Here is a 25,881-nt window from a genome sequence, read left to right on the forward strand (position 1 = left end):
CCAAAAAGGCATTATTTACGAAACAGATAAAAATCAGCCAATAATTCTCTAAATGGTTGAGAATACCTCCCATGGTCATCACGCATACACAATGATTGACTAAGGAAATTATCATTTTGATGAAATGAAAAGGCCATCAGTGCCAACGAAAAATCCTTATCAGCTGAATATTTTACTTGCATTTCACTGCATAAAAATAACCTATTTAACTCGCATAACTGTTTAAATTTATCTGCAACATGATAAGGTAAGACTAAACAAAATAATCCATTTGGTTTTAATAAACGAATTACCGCATCAATAAGTTGCTGATAGTTTAAACTCTCGGTATAACGAGCCAACTGACGTTCTGTATTTCGACATTCGACTGCTGATTGGAAATAAGGTGGATTAGTTATAATCAAATCATAACAAGCATTATCATCTATTCTAAATTGATTAACATTGATATTTAATGCTTGGATCGTTTGAAAATTAGCATTTAAGCTATTTTGCTGACATTGCATAATCGCTTGCGGATCAATGTCGATCGCATCAATTTGACATGAATAGTTTTCTAAACGTTGGGCAAGCATCAATGCTATAACACCACACCCAGTACCAATATCTAAAACATTTTGTATATCAGGTTTAATAGGAGCCCATGCACCTAACAAGCAACTATCCGTTGTCACTTTCATGGGACTTTTATCATGGGCAACAAAAAAACGCTTAAAGGTAAATCCACCTTTTTTTAATGGTAGCTGATTATTTGGCATGACTAAACTTTCTAAATAATGGCTTATTGGACGCAATTGCATCAGCCCAACGAGTTGGCTCCGGCAAACGGTAACCGCGTAAACATTGTTTGACCCAATGTAATGCACTGTCCTGACTGATTCTATGCCCTGCGGAAACAAATAACGGATTACAATTATCTTTACTTTGTAAAACCCAGCCTATCTGTTCTTGCTTATCAAACAGAGGCGTTACATTTCCCGCTTTTTTCGATTGAGGCTCGAATTGTCCACATAATTTTCTTTTTGCTACACCAATCGTAGGTATATCGAGCAATAAACCTAAATGACTTGCAATTCCTAATCGTCTGGGATGAGCAACACCCTGCCCATCAACCAACAACAAATCAGGTTTGTGCTTAAGCTGTTGCCATGCTTTAAGCAATGCTGGATACTCCCGAAAAGACAAATATCCTGGAATATAAGGAAAATTTGTTTCCAATCGAGCAATATTATATTCAACCACTTCAAAATCAGGAAATGTCAATATCACAATCGCAGCACGAGTTATCATGCCACCTTGTTCAAAACCGACATCCGTCCCACCAATCAATTTTATTGCTGGGTTAAAATCATCCACCAAGCTAACCTGATTGGCTAATTGCTGTTGTGAAAGTTTTAATTGTGCTAAATTAATAGACATTTCAACTCTGCTGAGTATTATTAGTTACAATAAAATGATTTTACCAGAATAAGTATGCCTTATACATTAGCAAATCCAACCGAATTAACCGAAGAAATAAAAAAAAGTCGCTTTATTGTCAATGCGGCACCCATTATAAATGCGGAGCAGGCTACGCAATTTATTGATAGCATTAGTGATCCAAATGCAACTCACAACTGTTGGGCATGGAAAATAGGACAACAATATCGTTTCAATGATGATGGAGAACCTACCAGCACTGCTGGGCGCCCTATTCTATCGGCTATTGAAGGACAAGATTGCGATCAGGTCGTCGTTGTTGTGACTCGCTACTTTGGCGGAATTAAATTAGGCACAGGTGGTTTAATTCGTGCTTATGGTGGTTCAGCAAGCCATTGCTTACAACAAGCTGAATTAATAGAACTTATTGCCAGAACAACCTTAGAATTTCACTGTTACTATAACGAGTGGCCTATCATAGAAAACCGACTGAAGGAACTCGATGCAATTATTGAACAACAAAATTTTGATGCAGAAGGTGTCACAGTCGGCATCGCTATCACGCAAGACAATTTACTCACACTTAAAAAGAATATTAGTGATATTACTCGCGGAAGAGTGATTATTGAAGTATAAGAAATCTTTTGAGTATCTTCAATATCGATAAATTTTATCAATAAGCTTAATTAAACTGATGATGAAATAGATAAATGAATAATTCATAAAAGTATAAAGTAAAATACAGCTTCAATCAGAATAGAAAGTTTATTTAACATATTTAGTCGAGGCGGCGTAATAATATAAAGAATTAATGTAAATGATTTTAATCATTTAAATAAAACCTCAAAAAACCCCGCTCCTCAACTTTTTTTCTTTCCCCTCAAGGATAAATAATTGCTAGTGATAAATAGTTAATTATTAAACTCATATACACTACCGTCACCCCATGTGCCAATGTAATAATGGCTATTATGATAAGCTAATGCAACAGCTTGAGATAAGTTCGAAACTAATGTCGTCACTTTTTTGCTTTGTACATCAATTTTTCGCACCATACCTGCACCATTATCAACCACTGCCACTACATTTGGGGCAATTAGTACAATACCTACACCTGGGCGATTAAATTCGGCGCCGAGTTCCGTTTGAGTACCATTTGGACTGATCATAGTTAGACGTCCACTGTATTGAGAAACAACTAAACTATTATCCGCTAATTGAGTCACGCCAACTGGTGTAGTTAATCCACGAGCAACAATATTTTTTTGTTTTGTTTGAAGATCAAGCGAAACAATTTCACCTGTTGAACGATTAGTGATGAGTAATTGCCCCTGATTAGAAAAAGCGATTCCGGTAGGCGTATGATAACCATCAGAAATTTTTTGTGATTTACCATCACGATTAATTTTTAAAATATAATCATCGCCATAAGATGAAACATACATATTATCTTTTGCATCAAAAACTATTCCAGCTGGTGAAGATATACCTGAATAAAAAGTCTCTTTTTTACCATTAGCATTTATTTTCAAAATTGAATTATTTGACCAATCTGTCACATACATCCCACCTTTACTATCAAATGCGATTCCTGTTGGAGCATTGAAGTCTGAGGAAATCTTTGTTAAACCTGCCATAGATGACCCTCCATAAAAACAGCAAAATATAAACATCGACATACGCAGTAAAAATTTTTTCATTATTAATTTCCTTATTTATAACACATTAATTTTTAATACTATTTTTAATTGATCGAATAGCAATTAACGCTAGGATTAAATTAACGATAGACAAAAAGACACAAAGTATTATGGCTCCATTCCAAGCTTTATTTTGATAAACAATACCGAGTAAATAAGTACCAATACTACCGCCAGCTAAACAAGCAAGAAGATATAAAGACGAAATAGCACCTCTAGAACTGATTGGTACAATTTTATTTAGCATTGCAATAACTAATGGTTGAATACCAAATACGAATAGGAATAAACAAAAAATGCCTAATCCAATAACATATAATGATGAGCTAAATCCGATAGTGACAATCGACATACATACAGCTAACAGACAGATAATGAATAAGTATTTTTCATTGATGACTTGAGTTAACTTACCAGTGATCATGCTACCAACAACCGCACTTAGACCAGCAAAATTCAACCAACCTAAAACGGTTGAAGATAAGTAAAAAGGTGCGCCTTTCAAATAAAAAGTGAGTAAAGAAGATATTCCAAGATAAACAAAAAATAGTAAAAAACCGATTACTAAAAAAATAACGACAGTTTTATCTAGAAATATTTTAAGTGCAGATAAATACGTACCTATCAAACTGGTTGTTGGAGATTGATTTGTTGTTTGCTTTATACCAAAAGGAACAAAAAGACATGCTACAATGATTAATCCCGCATAAATGATAAAAGCAATCTGCCAAGACCAAAAATCAGTTAACATCGCAATCACACTACGGCTAAAAATGATGCCAACAATTGAAGCTGAAATCATAATTCCCATTGCTTGTGGTAACTTATGATTTGGCGTGTTTTTAGCGGTATAAGCAAACAAAGCAGCAGGAACAGCAGCTGCAAAAAAGCCTATTAATGACATAACAACCAAATATAAATTAAAACAATCAATGATCACCGATAAAATAAGACAACAAATGGTACCAATACTACCAATCAGAACTAATAACTTTGTTGAAACGTTATCCGAGAGTGGACCATAAATAAAAAAAGAAATGGCATAAAAAAAACAAGATAAACTAAACACATTTCTCGCTTCTAAAATATCAATATGATAACTTTTTGATATTTCTTGAAAGATAAGTTGACTTATATAAACCGAGCCGACTAATAGCACAATTAAAATTGCTGATAAAATTAGACTGGATTTTTTCTGTATTGTTTCTTCTTTTAACATAGATTTCATAATAAAGATTGATTAGTTTTCAAGAAGACTATCTGACAAATAGCTAATTTAAAAATACATATTTTGTTATACGAAAATCGTATAGAAAAAAATGATGATTAGCAAAAGATGTAAAACTCATTCATAATAACTAAATGATTATCGTGCTAAAAAACTATACGACGATTTGGACACCAAACTAATTGATGTATTAAGAACTGTGTAATTATGGACATTTACAGCAAAAGATTACCGACTATTAAGCAATTACAATATTTCATTGCGGTCTGTGAAGAACTTAGTTTTACTGGCGCAGCCAAAAAACTTGGTATTAGCCAACCTCCTCTTTCAACTCAAATTAAAAATTTGGAAGAAACCCTACAAAGCACACTTTTTTTAAGAAACTCTCACAATATTGTATTAACCAATGAAGGCGAAATACTAAAATCTAAAGTAACACAATTATTAAGTGATCTTTGTTCAATGGTTAAATCAACAAAGCATCTAGAAAAAGTTATTATAGGAACAACTAAAACCTTAAGTTTTGACTATATTCCTTATTTCAAATCGTTTTTATCCAAATTTAGTGATGAAACAGAAATATATAAACATAACTATACCTCTAAAGAGCTAATACTTGAGTTACAAAAAGGCAATATTGATTTTGCCTTTGTTTCCGACTATCCAACTAGAGATTTTAATGAAAACTCAATACTAATCTATCAAGAACCCATGACCTTAGTATTACCAGCTCATCACCCATGCAGTAAACAAGATAAAGTTAATCTTAATGATGTGATTGATTTACCTCTGTTTTGGTTTAAACAACATTTAAATCCATTTTTTTACGACCAGTGTGAAAAGGTTTTCAATAGCTTAAACCACCCACTACATCGTCGTACCGAACTCGCTGATAATTTATCTATGCTACTGGAAGTTGCATTGAGTAAAGCAATAATGCTTTTACCACAATCGATGACACAAATGAAAGTCGATGGTGTTATCTATAAAAAGTTGATCAACAGCCAAGATAAAAAATTAAAAATAAATATTTATCTGATATGGCGTAAAAACATTAAAACTTCAACAGTCAATCAAGCAATAATTGATTATTTTAATCAGCATAAAATCAGCTAAATTAAACCTCAAAAACCCCGCTCCTCAACTTTTTTTGCTAATTTATTTATTATTGAAATGGTGTCAAAAATGTTGAGGAAAGGGTTTTTTGGTAAATTCTTTTAAACCATTTTCTTTTTTTAGTTATTAAATCGCCTTTGGTTGCTTGTACATAACAAAGCCATTACAATTATGCAAACTAATCACTTTTCTTTTAAACTTATGATTACTTATACAGATGCAACTTTAGATGATTTGCCCTTTATCGTGGATGTATATAATTCAACAATTGCTAATCGCCAAGTTACAGCTGATTTACAGCCGGTGTCTGTTGAAAGTCGTTTAGCGTGGTTTGATCAGCATAATCCACAAAAACGCCCACTTTGGTTAATCAAATATCAAAATCAACCTTGTGGTTGGGTGAGCTTATCATCATTTTATGGCCGTCCGGCTTACGATAAAACGGTTGAAATTAGTTTATACATTCATCAAGATTTTAGAGGGAAGAAAATCGGTCAAACCATAGTGACTGAAATTGAATTATTTGCTAAGCAAATTGGTATCGAAGCCATACTTAGCTATGTTTTTGGACACAATACGCCTAGCATAAAACTATTTGAAAAGCTTCATTATCAACATTGGGCCCTACTCCCCAAAATTGCCGAACTTGATGGCGTCAAGCGTGATTTAGTTATTTTAGGTAAGCATCTGGATTAACACATCTATCTAACTTAGTTATGATTTATTTTTTTCAAAAGGGATACTCCACCACATGGGCAATCTAAGAAATCTTCAATATTTATTTCAACAAGCAAAAGTTACTAGTATTTTAGTTCTGCTTAATGTTGCATGGTTTGTTATTTCTCATCTACTTGATTCTCGTGGTTTTTCAACATATATGGAAAACGCCTTCTTGATTGACTGGGGTGCGGATGTTGCTCAGTTAACTTTTTCTGGTGAATATTGGCGTTTATTTACCAATATCTTTGTACATGCAGGATTAGCTCATCTTGCTATGAATATGTTAGCATTATGGAGTGTTGGGATTGTTTTAGAACGATTGATCCCACCATTTTCTTTTATTGGTATCTACTTATTGTCCGGCTTATTTGGTAGCTTAGCGAGTGACGTTTCAACCATTCGTCATAGTGTTATTAGTTGTGGTGCTTCGGGGGCTATCTTAGGTATTATCACTGCACTGCTTGCCTATTCGCTCATCAATCGTACCGATCTGCAAGAGATGCCTATCAAGTCTATTGTAATCAGTTTATTTCTGACTCTGGGATTAGGTTTGTTACCTTCTATTGACAATATGGCGCACATTGGTGGTGCGATTACAGGGTTTATTCTAGGTGGGATAGTTACGGTCTGTTTGAAAAAATTTCGCTATCAAAGCAATATTTACACTCTATTAATCTTAATCCTCTTTGCGGCATCGTGTTTGCTGTTATATTCAATTTATCAATATTATAAAACAACATATGGTTTTAATTATTAAAAATAAAGGCGCAAATTGAACTTTGCGCCTTTATTATTTTATCTAATTTATTAATAACTACTTAGCACTCGAGCCGGATCAATTTTATACGCTCTTCGAGCTGGGTAATAGCTGGCAATCAAACTTAATAACATTGCTGTAATAAATACAATGACAACATCAAATAAATGAATTTCGGATGGTAAAAAATCAACAAAATAGATGTTGCTATTTAAGATTTTATGTCCCATCATCGACTCAAAAATACCCATTATGTTTGAAAGTTGCCATGAAACGATAACGCCAAGCACCACGCCAATCACACTACCAATCAAACCTGAAATTACACCATACCAAATAAAAATACGTTTTATAAGATTATTGGTTGCGCCAAGTGTTTTAAGAATAGCGATATCTCGTTGCTTATCTTTAACTGCAATAACTAGCGTCGATACTATATTAAAACAAGCAACGCCAATTACGACAATCATCGCTAAATACATAATTTGTCGAATCATTTGAATATCACGATACATAAATCCAAATGTACGTTCCCAACTATTAAAATCGAGATTCTCTTCAAGATTCAACGTTGCCTGGCCAATAATATCACTAGCTTGATAAACATTATCTACATTGATCATCAATCCTGTGACACTGTCACCAATATTGAGTAGCTTTTGTGAATCAGTTAAAGGTAATAAAGCCACATTGTTACTCAATGAACCACTAAGATCTAAAATACCATGTACTTGTAAACGAACTCGACGAGGTGGTTTAAGTTGTTCTGGATTGTTTGAAACCGGAATAAGCAAAGAAACCCACTGCCCTTCTTGAACTGCAAGTGATTTAGCTAAACCGGCACCTAAAATGATTTGTTGATTATCTGCTTTAAAATCTTGCCATTTATTATTAAGTACATAATTAGGTAATGCACTTATCTTCTTTTCTTGTTCTGGGTCAAGCCCTTGCACTTCAACCGCACCAAGCTTGCTACCATTTTCAATCAATCCCGTAAAACTAACAAACGGCATGGCAGATACAATACGTTTATTTTCTTGCAGTTCAGTTTGAATATGTTCCCAATTTTCCAAATTGCCCATATGAGAATAAACTTGTCCATGAGGCACGACCGATAAAACTCGATCATTTAATTCACGCTCAAAACCATTCATGGCACTTAAGCCAATGATCAGCGCAGCAATACCTATAGCGATGCTCAGAGTTGAAATAATTGATATCAACGAAACCATACCGCTTTTACGGCGTCCTTTACGGAATTTTATGGCTGTGATTAATGATAAATTCATAATCCATTTACCTTTATTTCACCGAATGAGACAACTGCCCATCACTCATAATCAATTGATGATCGAGTTGATTTGCTAAAGCGAGATCATGCGTAACCACTAAAAAAGCCGTACCATGTTCACGATTAAGTTTTATCAGTAACTCAAAAATTGAATCAGCTGTTGATTTATCTAAGTTACCCGTTGGTTCATCAGCCATCACGAGTGCCGGATTATTAATCAACGCTCGTCCTATCGCAACGCGTTGACGTTCACCACCTGATAGTTCAGATGGACGATGATTAGCACGTTTAACGAGATTCACCGACTCTAACATCGCCATAGCACGTTTTTTAGCTTCGCTAGGTGAAGTGCCTCCAATCAACAAAGGCATTGCTACATTTTCAAGCGCAGTAAAGTCAGGCAATAGATGGTGGAACTGATATACAAATCCAATTTCTTGGTTACGCAAATGTGCTTTTTCTTGTTCTGATAAGCGATTCAGTTGTTGAGATTTAAATGTGATTTCACCTGAAGTTGGTTTGTCTAATCCACCAAGCAAATGCAACAAAGTACTTTTACCTGAGCCAGAGCTACCAATAATTGCCAGCAATGATTTAGGATAGATATCAAACGAGACATCTTTTAATACCTCGGTCACCATTTTGCCTTCTTTATAGGTTTTATAGAGATTTTTAGCTGAAAGAAGTGGCTGTGAATTATTCATAACGTAAAGCCTCGGCTGGTTGGATATTGGCTGCACGATATGCAGGATAAATAGTTGAAATTAGCGATAACATAAGTAATCCGAAAATAATAAATATAATTTGTGCAGGTTCAACTAGCGTTGGTAATTCAATACCAGCAAAGGATAAACCAAGCACCGACATCAACTCATTTAAATATGAGGCTAGTAACAAACCAATGGCGCTACCTAATAAAGTTCCAATGACACCTGAACTAGCACCTTGAATAATAAAAATCAGCATAATCTTAAAGCGTGATAAACCCTGCGTTTTTAATATGGCCACTTCGCCTTGTTTTTCCATAACTAATAAGCTAAGTGAAGTAATAATGTTAAATGCCGCAACAATTACAATTAAACTAATCAACAGCCCCATCACATTTTTTTCCATCTTAATAGCTTGGAACAGCTCACCACGTTTTGCTCGCCAATCGGTAAACACCAAGTCTTCAGGTAATGGATTTTTTGTTACTGACGAAATTTCAAGTGGATGAGCTAAAAATAGACGCCAGCCACTAATATTATTAACAGGATAACGTAATAAATTTCTAGCATCAGTTTGATTGATATAAATTAACGCTTGATTGATATCATGATTAACGGAAAACAACCCGCTCACGGTAAATAAACGTTGGGAAGGAATACGCCCTACTGGTGTAATCTGACTGGCATCGGTGACCATCAAGCGAATCTTATCGCCAACTATCACACCCAATTGATCGGCTAACGTCTGCCCTAATATTACATTATAGCTGCCTGCCTGTAAGGTATCGATTGAACCAGCATAAACATAATCTTCAATCGGATCGTGGTCGTCAGCAGTAATCCCCATTAAGGTGCTGACCGTGATACTTTGTTGACTTTGTAAAACCACATCACCTGTAATAATCGGCGTTATCCGCTCAACACCTTGGATATTTTCAAATTGCGATGAAGTGATAATACTAGAATCAATTTTACCTGTTTTAGAGGTAATTTGTGCTTGAGGAAAAAACTTTAAGATACTATTTTGCATCTGCTCTTCCAGCCCATTCATTACCGACAATACTACAATTAAACCGATAGAACCAAGCATGATTCCAATCATAGACAGCCAGGAAACAAAGCGGCCAAAACCATCGTTTTTTTGCCCATATACATAGCGTAAACCAATATAAAATACTAATGGACGAAATATCTTTGACATAATAGTTATTAAATACCTGAAGTTTTCAATCAACTTTTTAAATTTTAGTTGCTTATCATACAGGATTAAACAGTTATAGAAAACAACCATATAATTACGTTATAATATCACGATAACTTTGTCGCAATTATCTATTATTCCAACATGCCTAATAATATTTCTAGCATCATTCCTAAAAAATCAGGTGAAGTTAAACAAGTTGGTCAACTTGTCGGTTCTTCATTATCTCAATTTTGTGCACAAGTCATTGACGCACATGATGGTTTAGTGGTGATCGTTACAGATGATATGCTACAAACAACTCGTCTTCATGAAGAGCTAAAACAATTTTCACACTATCCGTCGATCTTCTTTCCCGATTGGGAAACGCTTCCTTATGATAGCTTTTCCCCGCACCAAGATATCGTGTCAGAACGATTATCTTGCCTATATAATCTAGGGCATTTGACCAAAGGTGCATTAATCTTACCAATTAATACGCTTATGCAAAAAGTTTGCCCGCAGAACTATTTAGGTGGGCATGTCTTTATGATGAAAAAAGGCTTAGCCATAAGTCGGGAAAATCTACGCTTGCAACTTGAAAATGCGGGTTATCGTTCAGTTAGTCAAGTCATGGAACATGGTGAGTATGCTACTCGCGGAGCAATATTTGATATCTATCCGATGGGCAGTGAAAGCCCTTACCGTATTGATTTCTTTGATGATGAAATAGACAGCATTCGGACCTTTGATGTCGAAACTCAACGGACTCTCGATGAAATTACCGAAATTCAACTACTACCTGCTCATGAGTTTCCTTTTGATAAAACATCAATAGAATTGTTTAGAAGCCAATGGCGAGAGAGATTTGAAGTAAGGTTAGACCCTGAAAGTATCTACCAACAAGTCAGTAAAAATATTTTACCAACCGGTATTGAGTATTGGCAGGCATTATTCTTTAATGAACCACTCACGTCACTATTCAGCTATTTTTTATCTAATACACTGATCATTAACACTGCTAATATCGAACAGTTTGCTAATAAATATTGGCAAGATATTACTCAGCGTTATGAGAGCCGAAAAGTCGATCCTATGCGACCGCTTTTAGAACCAACAATTATTTGGTCAAAAACCGATGAAATCTTTGCTCATTTCAAACACTATCCACGAATTACGGTTTCACGCGCTCAAATCACTGAATCGAACAAAAGTATTAATTTACCATTTAGTTTACTGCCTGAAATAGCTATACAGATTCAGCAGAAAAATCCCTATTCACATTTTGAACAATTTACTCAAAATTTTAATGGCAAGATTATTTTTTCAGTCGAATCAGAAGGTCGAAAAGATGCATTGCTAGAAATATTAGGCCGTATAAGAATACATCCAACCACCATCACTCAACTTAGCCAACAATCGGATAACCGTTATTGTTTAATGATTGGTGCTAGCGAACAAGGTTTTATCGATCATCAACAAAATTTGGCCTTTATTACTGAAAACGAATTATTGGGCCGTCGAGTTATTCGTCGTAAGAAAGAGAGCAAGCAGGCAATTAATACTGACAGTTTAATCCGTAGTTTAGCAGAATTAACACCTGGTAAGCCTGTTGTACATCTTGAGCATGGTGTTGGTCGCTACGCTGGTTTAACCACATTAGAAACAGGTGGTATTACTGCTGAATACCTTATTTTACTTTATGCCAATGATACCAAACTCTATGTACCCGTTTCATCGCTAAACTTAATTAGCCGTTATTCTGGTGGTGATGAAGAAAATGCTCCACTCAATAAATTAGGTACTGATGCATGGAGTAAAGCTAGACAAAAAGCTGCCGAAAAAGTACGAGATGTTGCAGCTGAATTGTTAGATATTTATGCTGAACGCGAAAGTAAGCCAGGCTTCGAATTCAAACAAGATCGTGAACAATACGAGCTGTTTTGCCAAGCTTTTCCTTACCAAGAAACGGAAGATCAGCAAAATGCCATTGGTGCTGTTATTGGTGACATGTGCTCACCTTATGCTATGGACCGATTAGTTTGTGGTGATGTTGGTTTTGGTAAAACCGAAGTGGCAATTCGTGCTGCATTTTTAGCGGTGATAAATCATAAACAAACCGCAGTCTTAGTCCCGACTACCTTGCTTGCTCAGCAACATTATGAAAGTTTTTGTGATAGATTTGCCAATTGGCCAATTCGCATTGAAAGTTTGTCACGATTTAAAACCGCTAAACAGCAACAAGCTATAATTCAAGAACTCGCTGAAGGTAAAATCGATATTGTTATTGGCACCCATAAACTTTTACAAGAAGATGTAAAATGGAAAGATTTAGGGCTTTTAATTGTTGATGAAGAGCATCGCTTTGGTGTTCGCCAAAAAGAGCGAATTAAAGCGATGCGAGCCAATATCGATATTTTAACCTTAACGGCAACCCCAATTCCTCGAACGCTAAATATGGCAATGAGTGGTATGCGTGATCTCTCAATTATCGCTACACCACCTGCTCGCCGATTAGCGGTAAAAACCTTTGTTCGAGAATATGATAACTTAGTTATTCGTGAAGCCATCTTGCGTGAAATTTTGCGCGGTGGTCAAATTTATTACTTACACAATGACGTATCAGATATTGAAAATGTGGCTGAAAAGTTAGCTGAATTGGTACCTGAAGCACGAATTGCAGTTGGTCATGGGCAGATGCATGAACGCGATTTAGAGCGCGTAATGAATGACTTTCATCATCAACGATTCAACTTATTGGTGTGTACTACCATTGTCGAAACCGGAATCGACATCCCTAATGCCAACACTATTATTATTGAAAGAGCCGATAAATTTGGTTTAGCACAATTACATCAATTGCGTGGTCGAGTTGGACGCTCATATCACCAAGCTTACGCTTATTTATTAACACCACACCCTAAATTACTAAGTAAAGATGCTAAAAAACGTCTTGATGCTATCGCTACATTAGAGGACTTAGGTGCTGGTTTTGCTTTAGCTACACATGATCTTGAAATCCGTGGTGCAGGCGAATTATTAGGCAGTGATCAAAGTGGGCAGATTGAAACAATTGGTTTTAACCTTTATATCGAATTACTTGAAGATGCCGTTAAATCTCTTAAGGAAGGCAAAGAACCGACTCTTGAATCATTACTTAATAATCAACAGACCGAAGTTGAGTTACGATTACCAACGTTGATTCCTGATGATTTCATCCCCGATGTCAATACTCGATTGTCACTATATAAGCGAATTGCAAGCATCGAAAGTTTAGATGAATTAACCGATATTCAAGTCGAAATGCGCGATCGCTTTGGTCAGCTACCTGATCCGGTACTTTTTTTATTAGAAATAACGAAAATCCGTTATCAAGCACAAAAATTAGGTATTACAAAAATTGAATTTGGTGAAAAAGGTGGTTTTATTGAGTTTGGATCTAACAACAAAATTTCAGTTGATTATTTAATTGAAACAATTCAAAAATCACCAAAAAATTATCGCTTGGAAGGAACAAATCGATTAAAATTACTCAAAGCTGATTTAGAGCGCATTGAACGCATTGATTATATTAAAAATTTATTAGCTGATTTTGCTGAACATCAAGAAAAATAGCTCGAAATATACAGGAACATAAGAATTGAAAAAAACAATATTAACTATTATTACTATTGCTATATTAACCATTATTACTATTGCTATATTAGGCTATATTTGTATTGCATGGCATACAGGTATCGTAATAGAAAAGGAACTATACAATACGTTACCCGAAACTGTTGCAAAATTTAACAATGCGCAAAATATCTTTAAGTTAAACATTTCCCATTCTAATCATGAAAGACATCTGTTTTCAACCAAAACACACATCTATATGACGTTAACACCCAAAGATGGAAGTTCAGAGGATGTATTAACGTTAGCTGATAAAGATTTTACTATTCATCATGGACCATTCCCAATTGCAGCTTTAAAACAAGGTATATTTTCACCACAACAGGCTTGGATTGATTATGAAATCAGCCAAGAAGCTAAACCTGCGTTATGGGAAGCTATGGGAAATCAACCATTTATTACTGGCTACATTAGTTTGGATTATAGTAATAATCTGATCATGAAACTTTTTAGTCGAAAATTTAGTGAAAAAAGGGAGTTCGAAACTAATATTAATCTTGAATACGAATTAGGTAATGGTAGTTTTACATTTATTAGTAATAATGATTCCCCTATACCTTCGATAACGCTGGATTTAGATAGATTTCACACCAAAAAAGCTAATGTATATTTCACTTTAGATAAACTTCACATTGAGTTTGCTGGCGAAAAACAATCAACAAATACTCATTATTTATTGAGTTTAGATTCTTTAAATACAAATCTAAGAGATGCTTTTTTCAATCCTGATTATGACTTTACTAAGTCCGATAATGACACTTTCTTAATAAACAATCTAAAAGTAGATAGCACTATTGATTCCAATAATCAAAATATAACCTTACAAGCTAACCTCGATAAGTTTACCTTAATTCCTGAGTCAGACGATAAACGACCTGCTATAAAAGTAAATAAAATTTCAGTCAATCAGAAAGTTAATTTTGGTGATAGCCGTACTCTAAATGGCTTTTTTAGCGGTAGTATTGACTCGATCTTATATGGACAACAAGAGTTAGGAAAAGCAGAAATAAATATTGATTATCAAGGGTTAGATAAGGCGGAATTTGGTGCAGCGTTTATCGATGAAGATACTCAATATAATCAACCTATCAATAGTCGATTTGAGTTAAAAAAATTAAATTTACATAATGATAATGGTGACATCAATATCAAAGGTTTACTTGATGTTACTAATCTTAATAAAATTTATATAATTAACGATCCGTTAGATAACATCAATAACTTTACATTACACGTGAACGCCCCGCTTAACGTACTAGCGCGTACATTTGCTCAATATTATTCTCCTAATAATAGTGGTATAACAGAGGATCAATTTAATAAATCTAAAAAAATAGTCCAAGACATATTGGCACATATGTCTAATGATTCGCCATTATTTACCTTTAGTAAAGACGGAGAGCAAGGTTTATTTATTGATATACTTCAAGATAGCAATGATGTTAATATTAATGGAAAAATTTATAATAAAAGTGATGTATTGGAACTATTAAAATAATAATGAATTAAAACCCAATTAGTCTTAAACCCGAAGTAAAAAGCAGTAAAAATTATTAATTTTAGAAAAGTAACTAACAAGTAATAGAAATTAAGAGAGTAAAAATGAAGAAAACAAAATTAGCAGTTGGTGTTATTGCAATATTAGGTTTGGGGTATGTTGGTACTGCATGGTATACCGGAAATGTAATTGAAAATGGTCTTGATAGCACATTAAAAAATTTAACCCAAGAAGTTAATAGCTTACAGGATAATTTTGAGGTACAAATCACGCATACAAATGACGAAAAAAGCCTCTTCTCAACTAAAACACACATAAAATTAGCTGTAACAAACATTGAAAATTCAAAAACAGTTGTATTATACGATGATGATGTGATTATTCATCATGGTCCTTTTCCAATTGAAGCGTTAAAAAATGGTGTATTCACACCTCAACAAGCTTGGATTGAATTTCAAAATAGTGAGCAATTTAATCCTGATTTATGGAAAAAAGCGGGTAATCAGCCATTTATGAAAGGTCATGTAAGCCTGTCTTACTCTGACTTCATAGACTATAACATATCAACTCAACCAATTGTACTTGATTTGAAAGATATCGGAGTTGAAGATGCTGATGGTAAACTTGATCTTGGTGAGATAAATTGGCGTGCTTCAGGAAACATTAATTTTGTTGCCCCATCAATTTCGATTGAAGCAAGTAAAATTAATTATCAACATGATGCAGATAATCAATTAAAAATAACCAATTTAAAAGTTGTTAATGATGCAGATTTTCAAAACAAATATACTTTAAATGCTAGCGTTGATGATTTCTATTTTAATTTTGAATCTGTTAACAATACACCTGAAATTTCTCTGAAAAATTTAGCTTGGAATTATGTGTTAGAAGCTAAAGAGAGTGGTTTAAATGGTGATTTTGCATTCAAGATTGATTCATTTAAATATGGTAAACAAGACATTGGTAATGGTTCGTTTGAATTTGATTTTGAAGGATTAGATAAATCTTTTTTAGAAATTTACCCGGAAGCAGCGCCGTTTTTAGCTAAAATTAAACATAGTTCACCTAATACCAAAATAAACATCAAAAAAGTCAATTGGCACAATGCAGCCGGTGATTTTAACTACAGCGCATTTTTTGATGTTTCTGATTTCACTATAATGTCAAGTTTCAGATTGGCTCAAAATATCGATCAACTTAACCAATTTAAAGTAAATCTTGATGCACCATACAAAGTTATAGCACGTATTAAGACTCAATTTGATAATCCAGAAAATGAAAATATTTCTGAACAACAATTTGAGTCTGATGCTAAACAAATGCAATTCATCGTTGAAAGATCTTTTAATAGATCTCCATATCCAGCAATTTTATTTAAAAAAGGAGATGTGGAAGGTATATTCACTGAAATTGAATACACTAAACAAAGTGGTCAATTCAACCTTAATGGCAAAAAAATGAGTTTTCAAGAGCTTCAAAACCATTTTTAAAAGTTAAACTCTTTATCACTAATTTATCCCGCCACCTTTTGGCGGGATAGCTTCAATAAACAATTTATTTGTAAATCCGATACATATTATTTGATTAGTTATATCAAATCACAAAATGAAATATTTGTTTAAACAATGATAGATGAATATTTAAATCATAATTCAACTTACTTAGAATTATGAATTCTTTTACTTTAACTGAAAATAAATTTTATGAATAAACATTCTTCTGTTAGTAATGAAAATCAATTTAAACGCACCATGAAAACTCGGCATTTAATTATGCTATCTTTAGGTGGTGTAATTGGGACCGGTCTATTTTTTAATACCGGTTATATTATTGCCACTGCTGGGGCAATTGGAGCAATCATTGCCTATTTAATTGGCGCATTAGTTGTTTATCTTGTCATGTTATGTTTAGGTGAACTTGCTGTGGCTATGCCTGAAACAGGTGCCTTTCATACCTATGCATCACGATTTATTAGCCCTGCTACAGGCTATACGGTAGCCTGGCTTTATTGGTTAACTTGGACTGTCGCATTAGGATCAAGCTTTACCGCTGCCGGATTGTGTATGCAATATTGGTTTCCGCAAGTTTCAGTATGGCAGTGGTGTTTAGTGTTTTGCATAGTCATTTTTATGTTGAATATGATTACCGCTCAATTTTTTGCCGAAAGTGAGTTTTGGTTTTCGATAATAAAAGTCATCACTATCGTAGTATTTATCATTGCCGGAAGCGCAGCTATTTTTGGCATAATTCCGATGAAAAATGATATGCCAGCTCCATTTTTACATAATATTACCGAGCATGGCTGGTTTCCAAATGGTATTACGCCAATAATTATGACCATGGTATCAGTTAATTTTGCTTTTTCTGGAACCGAACTTATTGGTATAGCTGCTGGTGAAACCCATCAGCCTGAAAAATCAATTCCATTAGCGATTAAAACCACTATTTTCAGATTAATCATCTTTTTCGTCGGTACAATTTTTGTATTAGCAGCGCTACTACCAATGGAGCAAGCTGGTGTAATCAAAAGTCCATTTGTTGAAGTGTTCGAAAGTATTGGTATCCCCTATTCGGCTGATATTATGAATTTTGTTATTTTAACCGCTATTCTATCCGCCGCTAATTCTGGTCTATATGCTTCTGGTCGGATGTTATGGTCATTATCCAATCAAGGTACATTACCTAAATACTTTAGTAAACTAAATAAAAAAGGTATTCCAACCACAGCTATTGCCGTTAGTATGATTGGCGGTTTATTAGCGCTGTTTTCTAGTGTCATCGCCCCAGATACGGTGTTTGTCGGCCTAACCGCGATTTCTGGATTTGCTGTGGTGGCGGTTTGGTTAAGTATTTGTGCTTCTCATTACTTTTTTAGAAAACAACTTTCATCTTCTGACATTGAAGGTCTCAAATATAAAGCACCTTTATACCCATTAGTACCAATTTTAGGCTTTATTCTATGCTTAGTTGCTTGTGTTGGTTTGGCATTCGATCCAGAACAGCGCATCGCGCTTTATTGTGGTATTCCATTTGTGGTGTTTTGCTATATTGCCTATCATGTTACCCGAGCTTATCAACAACGAGTAAACCGATAATGTTTAATCCAATATCATTCAACCAAAATATTATAATTGACGGTGCTTTAGCTAGTGAGTTACAGCGCCGTGGCTGTGATCTTAATGATAGTTTGTGGTCAGCCAAAGTATTAATAGAACAACCCGATCTGATTAGGCAAGTTCATTATGACTACTTTAAAGCTGGTGCAGATTGTGCAACCACAGCCAGCTATCAGGCATCACCTTTAGGGTTCGCTAAAAAAGGGATATCTTTAGATGAATCTATAAAGCTTATCAAAAAAAGTGTCGAGCTGGCTCAACAAGCAAAAGAGCAATATTTAACTCAGATTGGTAAAAATAAACCACTATTTATAGCTGGTTCAGTTGGTCCTTATGGTGCTTATTTAGCTGATGGTTCAGAATACACAGGCAACTACCAATTAAGTGAAGAAGAATTTATCGAGTTTCATCAGATCCGAATACAAGCACTCATCGATGCAAAAGCCGATATCCTAGCTTGCGAAACCTTACCCAATTTTGCTGAAATTAAAGCGCTTGTTAAAGTATTGAAACAGTATCCAACAATGACAGCATGGTTCTCATTTACCTTAAAAGATGCTAATCACCTTAGCGATGGTACCCCGCTAAAAGAAGTGATCGATTATCTAAATAACGTTGATCAAGTGGTTAGTGTTGGTATTAATTGCATTGCCTTAGAAGAAGTAACTGCCGCATTAACCGTATTACAAACCTTAACTAGAAAACCTTTGATTGTTTATCCAAACTCAGGTGAACAGTATGATCCAACCACCAAACAATGGCATAAAAATCACCAACACAACTGTACTTTCAAAAACCAATTACCAACTTGGTTAAAATTAGGTGCTAAATTGATTGGCGGATGCTGCCAAACTACACCTAAAGATATTGCAGAAATTGCTGACTATTTAAAAAGCATTAAATAGTGATTCAATCTGTAAGGAATAAAATCGCTGTTAATTGAATAAATAAATTAATGGCGGTTTAACTTTTTAAGAGCTATTTGCATTCTCATCCCCTCAAAAACCCCGCTCCTCAACTTTTTTTGAATCAAAAAACCCCGTTCCTCAAAATTTTATAAAAATATTAAATGCTATAATGTTAACTATCCCATATAGTGTAGATGCAATGGACTTGCCTCCAAAAGCATCCATCACTAATTTAGGTTTGAGACTTGGAGTTTTTTAGATTCAATGCTATTCAATATTGGCATGTCGATTTTTCATTGATTCTGGCGTTTGATTTAAATCGTCCATTAGACTATAAATGATGCTGTCATAAGTCAGCAGAGATAGTTGTTCAAAGGTACTGCCCATAGGTTGATTTAATTGAACAACATTGATTGGAATTGCAACAATGTTATCAGCTAGTTTTGCTAAACTTGAGTTGTTGTTGGTGGTAAATAGGATGATTTTAACACCGATTGCTTTTGCTTGATTAGCATAAGCAATAAGGCTTTTAGTTTCCCCAGAATTAGATCCTAAAATCAATAAATCACCAACATTTGCTTTAGGTTTGCTGATTTCAGTTATTAAACTCACATTTAAACCTAAATGCATTAATCGATTAGCAAATGCACTAATCATTAATCCTGATCGGCCGGTTCCAGCTAAAAAGATATGTTTTGCGGAAATAATAGCGTTTTTAAATTCCTGAAGTTGATCTTCATTTAAATTAACTTGCTGAGCCGATATTTCTGTCAATATATTGCTAAGTACATTTTTGATAGTCACTGTTTTATTCCTATTTTATTGCCATTTTTAATTTTTCAATATTGCTTTCTATGGCATTATTTTTAAAGATGAATCCACCCGATACAATGCTATTTGCTCCAGCGGCAATGCATGGTGATATAGTTTGGTCGGTAATATTGCCATCAACTTGGATGTCGTAATGATAATTACCTTTTTGCTTTTCACGGGTTAATTGTTCAATTTTTTGTAAGGTAAAAGGTAAAAAGCTTTCATTTTTTTGACCAGGATTGACTGTCATAACTAGTACCAAATCAATAAAAGGTAAGAGTAGCTTAAGGTTTTCAATGGGTGTGCTTGGATTGATAGCTATTCCAGCTTTGATATTGTTACTTTTTATTTTGTTGATAATGAATGAGTGATGGGCCGTTGCTTCATAATGAAAGGAGATAATATCAGCTTTAGCATCAATAAAATCTGCTATGGCTAACTCAGGCTTCTCGACCATAAGATGACAATCTAAAATGAAATCAGTATGTGTTTTTAAATTTTTGACAAAGCTTGCATTAAAACCAAGATTTGGTACATAGTGATTATCCATCACGTCAATATGTAATTGACGAATACCCAATAATTTCAATTTTTCCAAGTTTTCTTTAATCTGATAAAGATCAGAATTAAATAGTGATGGAGACAGTATCATAATATTCCCTCTTATTAACAGCCCATTAACATAAAATTGACATTGCGTTTTCGTTCACGTAGCGCATCCCAGTCAACAAAATAGATTTTTCCTAATTGCCCTAATAGTGGCAAACCATCTTTAATAATCAACACCAATGAGAAATGACCAAAAAGTGATGATTTGATATGAGCATCAGTATTTAACATAACCCATTTTTCTGCTGGATAATTGGGATCACTAAGTCCTAAACCAAATTCAACATGCTTTGGACCAGGGCTGTTGTACTGATTTTCACTAGTCATGCGCGGTACAATTTTTTCTAAGGTATTGTTGATATCGACATGAAGAAACTCATCACCAAAAAAATTAGTGTCATGCATACACTCTTCAAAAAATAGTGAGCAAGTTGTATGTGTGGTAGCTATGGTTAACTGACCATTTTCGATACTGGATTGCTTAACAAATTGATTTAATTCTTCAGTAATATCATGGTAAGAGTGTCTGCCAGCAACAGTATTGATTTCAATGGCATGATGAATAATTTTCATATTGCTTTATTCCTTATTGCAGCCTCATTAACTTTGTTATTTCAGTTAACGAAAGTCAATGAGGCGGTCGTTATAAATACTTAATGATGCTTTTCAATTAAATAGCTAAACGTTTTTTTAACTCTGCAAAAAACTCATTCAATCCTACACCAGTAAGTAATGGTAAACCGTTGATGACTTTAGCCTTAATTGAATCTGGTACGATGGTGGTACTCACCACAACGTCATAAGAGTCGATTTTATTAAGTTCATCAGCAATTTTAGATTGATAAATTTTCACTTGATCTGTTAATTTTTCATCACTAAGCCATTTAGTGACTTTGCTTACTGCAATAGTTGAAGTTGCATGACCTGCACCACACATTATGAGTAAATTTTTCATATGACTATTTCCTTTTAATACATTTCAATTTTTTTGATTTTGTTGATATAGATAAGCAAGCAAAGGATTACGAGAGCTAAACCAATTAAGCCAAGGTATCCGATATGGGTTAATAGCAGTACAAATAGTGTTACAGGCCATAATCCACATAAAATTACAGTAACAATACCAGCCGTACCTACATCATAATTAGCTAGATGGAATACATCAGTGATGACTGGTGCAAGCCAAGTTGCCATATATAGGCAGATAACTAGGTAAATGGTGCCACCAAGGATTGAACGAATAATATTACCTTTAAAGAACGGTACCATTAAGCAGATGCCAAATGCATAGAAGGCTAAATCACCAAAAGGTAGTACTTTGTTACCCGGTAAGATCAAAGCAAGTAGTAATGATACTGGCACCATGATTAACGCAGTTGCCATTACCGCAGGATGACCAACAGTTAATGCGGCATCCATTCCGATGTTTACTTGTTTTCCATTAAGTTTTTTGCTAGTAAATTCACGCGCAGCGTCAGCAACAGGAAGTAAGCCTTCCATAAACATTGCAACCATTTTTGGCATAATTTTCATGATTGCAGCAGTTGAAATACCTAGCTGACCAATTTTTGGAACATCATAATTGGCTAAAATCCCAACGACAATACCGATGATTAATCCGATAACAACAGTATCACCAAAGATACCGAAACGTTTGGTTAGCGTTTCTGAATCGGCATTTAATTTATTTAAACCTGGAATTCGGTCAAAGATCCAATTTAATGGGATTGCGACAATTGCACCCGATAATGCCATGAGGTGAGTAATAGCAATGCCAGGATAACCAAAAAATGAGCTTATTGGTTTCTGTAATAGATCGGCTAAAAACCATTGCAACATTACTGCAGTTATACAACCAATGATACCAACCCAATATTCACCTGTGACTGAATACGCCACTAAACCTAGGAAAATCGCAAACCAGAAATTCCAGATATCGACATTTAAAGTTCGAGTCCAACCGAGTGAGATAAATAAGAAATTGATAATTAATGATGCTGGAATTAGCAATAACCCCAATGTCGTTGAGAATGCCAATGGCCCACCTACTCCACAACCAATATCCATAATACTTAATGATGTTCCATACTGTTCACCCATTTTTTGGATGGCAACACCTAAAGTGTCAGATAGTAAACCGATAACTAATCCAAGACCAACGATACCGATACCGACGGTAATACCCGACATTATCGCTTTGGAAAAACTGACTCTAAAAAATAAGGCTATGATAAAAATGATGATTGGTAAAAAAACCACTCCACCAAGATCTATTAACCATTGAAAAATATTAATGACACTATCCATTTGTAACTCCTTGATAAAATTAATCAACCCTATTTAACGCCTGCGGTATTTAAAATAGAGGTAAATTCGTTAATTGATTGACACTTTTCTAATAATTTTATTTGCTCATCATTTTGAAATAAGCCAATAAGGTTCTGTAAATTTTCAATTTGCTCATGTGGCTGCTTCATTGCTAGCATAAAAATGAATTTGACTGGGATTTGTTCTTTATCATCAGTCATACCAGAAAAAATGATTGGATTTTTTAGGGATGCAAAGCAAATTTGTGACTGATTAACTTTTGAAGAATCAGTGTGTGGTATGGCAAAACCGACGGAATTAATTAATAATCCTGTTGGATATTGTTTTTCTCTTTGCAAAATTCCATCTAAATAGTCTTGTTTAACAATTCCATGTGAAAATAACATTTGTGCCATTGTTGTTAAGATCTCTTCTTTAGTTTTTGCCTCAATATTGAATAGGCATAAATGCTGATCAAAGTACATTCTTGATTCCTCTTTGATTGTCCAAAAATAGTTTAAGTTGTTTAAAGTTTGTGAGATTTTTTAAGGATGAAATTGCCTGTTTATTCGAGACTATTTCATAAATTTCAGTGAAAACGTCATTAATACTATTAATATTGTTCTCCGAAAGACTAACCATGATAATGATGCTGACATCAATCATGCCCCATTTGATCGGTTGTTTTAAGGTCATGATTGATATGCTTGATTTGATAACAAACATTGGTGAACCATGTGGTAAAGCGATCCCGTTTTCAATCGAGGTATCACCGATTTCTTCACGATATAACACTGAATCACGATAGTTTTTAGTTACAAATCCTTTCTCTTCAAGCTTACTTATCAGTAAGTTAAGGCATTCATTTTTGTGTTGAATATCAACGTTTAATTCAATTAAATCGGCTTTAACGAATTTAGCTGTTGTTGGATAGTAATTGTCTGAAAAATCGGGTTGTTTATTAAGAACATAGTTGGCGTAAGCTTGGATAATATTTTGGTAATCTTGATTGTTTAATAATGACGATATTTTGACAATTGGTTTATTAATGTTGTTGATATCAAGTGTAGTGATGATTAAATCGACATTACTAAGTTTGGTCGAATTTAATTTTGAAACAGAATAGACTTCGATATTATCTTTCGACGGTAAAAGTTTTCGTACTTTATTTAAAATTAAATTTGATGATGAGCATCCATATTGGCAAATAATGACAATATTATTTGCATCCGCGGCTTTATCTAAAGCTATTTGAAAATGAATCAATAAAAATGAGATTTCATGATCATTTAAATGGATGTCAAATTTACGTTCTAAGTCTGAAAGTGCATACCATAACACACTAAATAATTTAGAATATTCTTGTTTTATCTCGTCTAATATTGGATTTATAATACGGATTTTCTTTTGTAAACGAGTAATCATCGATGGAAAATGTGACAATAAAGAGTGAAACAATTTACTATCACCCGTTAAATCTACATTCTCAATATCACCAATTTTTTTTATGATCCTGAAGATAATTTGTTCATAAAAACTGTCATCAACAATGATATTTTCATCAATGATTCGATGAGCAAAAAACAGTTTGCTTAAATATTTAATATCATTGGTTGGAAACGCCACCTGAAAAGTTGACTCAAGTGTTTTTGCCAATTCCGAGGCAATCAAGTAGGATTGCATATATCGAATATGGTTAAATAAAAAATCATTTTCTTCAGGAATTGAATATCCCAAACACAATCTCTTAAGTTGTATGGTAATTGATATCAGTAGCGAAGATAGATAATGCTCAGTAGATTGTGCAACGACCGATTCAAAACGTTCAAACAGTAATCGATTTATCTGTTCAAACGAATCATCCCCTATAAAGGATTTCATCAATTGATTTAGATAATAGTCATCTTGTTTGTGAATATATAAGGAGAGAAAATGTTTAATAGCTCGTTGTATTTGATTTTCATTACCGTCAACATGAATTCCTTTGTGGGTGACGGTTAATACGATATTTTCTTGCTCAAGCGCACGATTAATAAATTCGATATCTTTGTGTAATGATGTTTTACTGACTAAATAGTCAAAAGATAATTGCTCAAGTGATACGTTTTCACTATTTAATAAACATCGTTTAACAATATCTAAGCGACGGTATTCAGGACTTAATCGCCGTGATTTTTTATTAAAATAGCTGTGACTATTTTTTTGTTCTAAGTAATTAATTATTGTTTCAATATCCGTTTTTTGACCTAATAAAATTAATCCTTTACGAGGTGACTTTTCGATTCGAATATCCATATTCGGTATCGTTTTTAAACGTTCGTTTAGTTTCTCAATATCGCAATATACGGTTTTAGTTGAAATTAATAATTTTGAACTAAAAAAAGCAGCCGGTTTAAATTCTGACTGGCTAAAAAGTAGTTTAAGTAATTTGATCTGTCTTTCCATTACTCAACTCCTTTTTCTATATGTAATACCTTCATGATGATTTAAAGTATAGTTAGATAAATAAATAAGACGATTACATTTTTTTCCAGATTAATCTGGAATCCAATGTGATAATAACCAATGTTGAAAAGTCTGAGTGCGTAAATAGCAATCTTAAAGTGGGGTATTTTTCTTAATCTAGATGATTATAAAGGTCTTAATAATGAGGTAATACATTTAGTCATTTGACATGAAATTACTATTTTATATTTCTTTTTAATGAATAAATTAAGAATGATGATTATTTGGATGATTCATTTCAGATAGTAAAGCATACCTTTAATATTTTCATCTTATTAAATAGCTGAGTTTATTTTATATAAAGAGATAAATGTTTGTAATAACTTATGTTA

23 protein-coding genes are annotated in these 25,881 nt (G+C 34.0%); 9 read left to right on the plus strand and 14 right to left on the minus strand.

All coding sequences use genetic code 11. From position 1 onward, the window contains the following. Nucleotides 1–11 precede the first annotated feature (11 nt). The gene (locus A9G08_RS09365) at nt 12–758 is read right to left on the minus strand and encodes a tRNA1(Val) (adenine(37)-N6)-methyltransferase (RefSeq protein ID WP_065563441.1); all 747 of its coding nucleotides are present in this window, start codon (nt 756–758) and stop codon (nt 12–14) included. Next, nucleotides 748–1,413, minus strand: coding sequence for a deoxyribonuclease V (nfi, locus tag A9G08_RS09370; protein ID WP_065563507.1), 666 nt, complete (start codon nt 1,411–1,413; stop codon nt 748–750). Before nfi ends, A9G08_RS09365 begins: the two co-directional genes overlap by 11 nt. Before the next feature lie 60 nt (nt 1,414–1,473). Between nfi and A9G08_RS09375 the strand changes: the two genes are divergently transcribed. Continuing rightward, nucleotides 1,474–2,055 (plus strand): IMPACT family protein, encoded by a 582-nt coding sequence (locus A9G08_RS09375; protein ID WP_065563442.1) that lies wholly within the window; start codon nt 1,474–1,476, stop codon nt 2,053–2,055. Nucleotides 2,056–2,330: 275 nt separating this feature from the next. Here the strand turns inward: A9G08_RS09375 and A9G08_RS09380 are convergent, their stop codons facing one another. Together A9G08_RS09380 and A9G08_RS09385 are read right to left on the minus strand one after the other, a co-directional pair. Then, nucleotides 2,331–3,056 (minus strand): Vgb family protein, encoded by a 726-nt coding sequence (locus A9G08_RS09380; protein ID WP_065563443.1) that lies wholly within the window; start codon nt 3,054–3,056, stop codon nt 2,331–2,333. An 88-nt stretch (nt 3,057–3,144) separates the two neighbouring features. Then, entirely contained in the window at nt 3,145–4,338 is a 1,194-nt protein-coding gene (locus A9G08_RS09385) for an MFS transporter (protein WP_065563444.1), read from the minus strand. Between the two features lie 216 nt (nt 4,339–4,554). On the opposite strand from A9G08_RS09385, the gene A9G08_RS09390 reads away from it, so the two are divergent. The 3 genes from A9G08_RS09390 to A9G08_RS09400 all read left to right on the plus strand — a co-directional run bounded on the left by A9G08_RS09390 (nt 4,555) and on the right by A9G08_RS09400 (nt 6,940). Next, nucleotides 4,555–5,463, plus strand: a complete 909-nt coding sequence (locus A9G08_RS09390; RefSeq protein WP_065563445.1) for a LysR family transcriptional regulator — start codon at nt 4,555–4,557, stop codon at nt 5,461–5,463. A 171-nt stretch (nt 5,464–5,634) separates the two neighbouring features. Next, nucleotides 5,635–6,159: a GNAT family N-acetyltransferase gene (locus tag A9G08_RS09395; RefSeq protein ID WP_065563446.1), complete on the plus strand. Its 525-nt coding sequence runs from the start codon at nt 5,635–5,637 to the stop codon at nt 6,157–6,159. Nucleotides 6,160–6,214: 55 nt separating this feature from the next. Further along, entirely contained in the window at nt 6,215–6,940 is a 726-nt protein-coding gene (locus A9G08_RS09400; protein ID WP_065563447.1) for a rhomboid family intramembrane serine protease, read from the plus strand. A gap of 50 nt (nt 6,941–6,990) precedes the next feature. Here the strand turns inward: A9G08_RS09400 and lolE are convergent, their stop codons facing one another. The 3 genes from lolE to lolC are packed head-to-tail and all read right to left on the minus strand — an operon-like array spanning nt 6,991 to nt 10,130. Beyond that, nucleotides 6,991–8,229, minus strand: a complete 1,239-nt coding sequence (gene lolE / locus A9G08_RS09405; protein ID WP_065563448.1) for a lipoprotein-releasing ABC transporter permease subunit LolE — start codon at nt 8,227–8,229, stop codon at nt 6,991–6,993. A 13-nt stretch (nt 8,230–8,242) separates the two neighbouring features. Then, on the minus strand, nt 8,243–8,935 hold the full coding sequence (gene lolD, locus A9G08_RS09410) for a lipoprotein-releasing ABC transporter ATP-binding protein LolD (protein WP_065563449.1): 693 nt from the start codon (nt 8,933–8,935) through the stop codon (nt 8,243–8,245). Continuing rightward, the gene (gene lolC, locus A9G08_RS09415) at nt 8,928–10,130 is read right to left on the minus strand and encodes a lipoprotein-releasing ABC transporter permease subunit LolC (RefSeq protein WP_065563508.1); all 1,203 of its coding nucleotides are present in this window, start codon (nt 10,128–10,130) and stop codon (nt 8,928–8,930) included. The genes lolD and lolC overlap by 8 nt, the downstream gene beginning before the upstream one ends. 153 nt (nt 10,131–10,283) lie before the next feature. Here lolC and mfd point away from each other — a divergent pair, with 153 nt between their 5' ends. From mfd to mmuM, 5 genes are all read left to right on the plus strand, one after another. After that, nucleotides 10,284–13,733, plus strand: a complete 3,450-nt coding sequence (gene mfd / locus A9G08_RS09420) for a transcription-repair coupling factor (RefSeq protein ID WP_065563450.1) — start codon at nt 10,284–10,286, stop codon at nt 13,731–13,733. 25 nt (nt 13,734–13,758) lie between these two features. Beyond that, nucleotides 13,759–15,291: a DUF945 family protein gene (locus A9G08_RS09425; protein WP_065563451.1), complete on the plus strand. Its 1,533-nt coding sequence runs from the start codon at nt 13,759–13,761 to the stop codon at nt 15,289–15,291. Between the two features lie 104 nt (nt 15,292–15,395). Further along, complete coding sequence (locus tag A9G08_RS09430) at nt 15,396–16,781, plus strand: DUF945 family protein (protein ID WP_065563452.1); 1,386 nt, start codon at nt 15,396–15,398, stop codon at nt 16,779–16,781. A 213-nt stretch (nt 16,782–16,994) separates the two neighbouring features. Beyond that, nucleotides 16,995–18,386 (plus strand): S-methylmethionine permease, encoded by a 1,392-nt coding sequence (gene mmuP / locus A9G08_RS09435; RefSeq protein ID WP_065563453.1) that lies wholly within the window; start codon nt 16,995–16,997, stop codon nt 18,384–18,386. Beyond that, nucleotides 18,386–19,312: a homocysteine S-methyltransferase gene (gene mmuM, locus A9G08_RS09440; RefSeq protein WP_065563454.1), complete on the plus strand. Its 927-nt coding sequence runs from the start codon at nt 18,386–18,388 to the stop codon at nt 19,310–19,312. Before mmuP ends, mmuM begins: the two co-directional genes overlap by 1 nt. A 270-nt stretch (nt 19,313–19,582) precedes the next feature. Here the strand turns inward: mmuM and hxlB are convergent, their stop codons facing one another. The 7 genes from hxlB to A9G08_RS09475 form a co-directional block, all read right to left on the minus strand. Further along, on the minus strand, nt 19,583–20,119 hold the full coding sequence (hxlB, locus tag A9G08_RS09445; protein ID WP_065563455.1) for a 6-phospho-3-hexuloisomerase: 537 nt from the start codon (nt 20,117–20,119) through the stop codon (nt 19,583–19,585). Between the two features lie 10 nt (nt 20,120–20,129). Beyond that, nucleotides 20,130–20,780 carry a ribulose-phosphate 3-epimerase gene (gene rpe, locus A9G08_RS09450; protein ID WP_218058465.1) on the minus strand — a complete coding sequence of 217 codons (651 nt, stop codon included), beginning with the start codon at nt 20,778–20,780 and terminating at the stop codon, nt 20,130–20,132. Nucleotides 20,781–20,794: 14 nt separating this feature from the next. Continuing rightward, nucleotides 20,795–21,310, minus strand: coding sequence for a YjbQ family protein (locus A9G08_RS09455; protein WP_065563457.1), 516 nt, complete (start codon nt 21,308–21,310; stop codon nt 20,795–20,797). Between the two features lie 97 nt (nt 21,311–21,407). Next, nucleotides 21,408–21,692, minus strand: a complete 285-nt coding sequence (locus A9G08_RS09460; protein WP_065563458.1) for a PTS sugar transporter subunit IIB — start codon at nt 21,690–21,692, stop codon at nt 21,408–21,410. Nucleotides 21,693–21,706: 14 nt separating this feature from the next. Further along, complete coding sequence (locus A9G08_RS09465) at nt 21,707–23,044, minus strand: PTS galactitol transporter subunit IIC (protein ID WP_065563459.1); 1,338 nt, start codon at nt 23,042–23,044, stop codon at nt 21,707–21,709. Between the two features lie 29 nt (nt 23,045–23,073). Next, on the minus strand, nt 23,074–23,529 hold the full coding sequence (locus A9G08_RS09470; protein WP_065563460.1) for a PTS sugar transporter subunit IIA: 456 nt from the start codon (nt 23,527–23,529) through the stop codon (nt 23,074–23,076). Next, nucleotides 23,519–25,489 (minus strand): BglG family transcription antiterminator, encoded by a 1,971-nt coding sequence (locus A9G08_RS09475; RefSeq protein WP_065563461.1) that lies wholly within the window; start codon nt 25,487–25,489, stop codon nt 23,519–23,521. Before A9G08_RS09475 ends, A9G08_RS09470 begins: the two co-directional genes overlap by 11 nt. Nucleotides 25,490–25,881: the final 392 nt, after the last annotated feature.

It is taken from the genome of Gilliamella sp. wkB195 (assembly GCF_001690445.1).
GTDB classification, from domain to species: domain Bacteria; phylum Pseudomonadota; class Gammaproteobacteria; order Enterobacterales; family Orbaceae; genus Gilliamella; species Gilliamella apicola_E.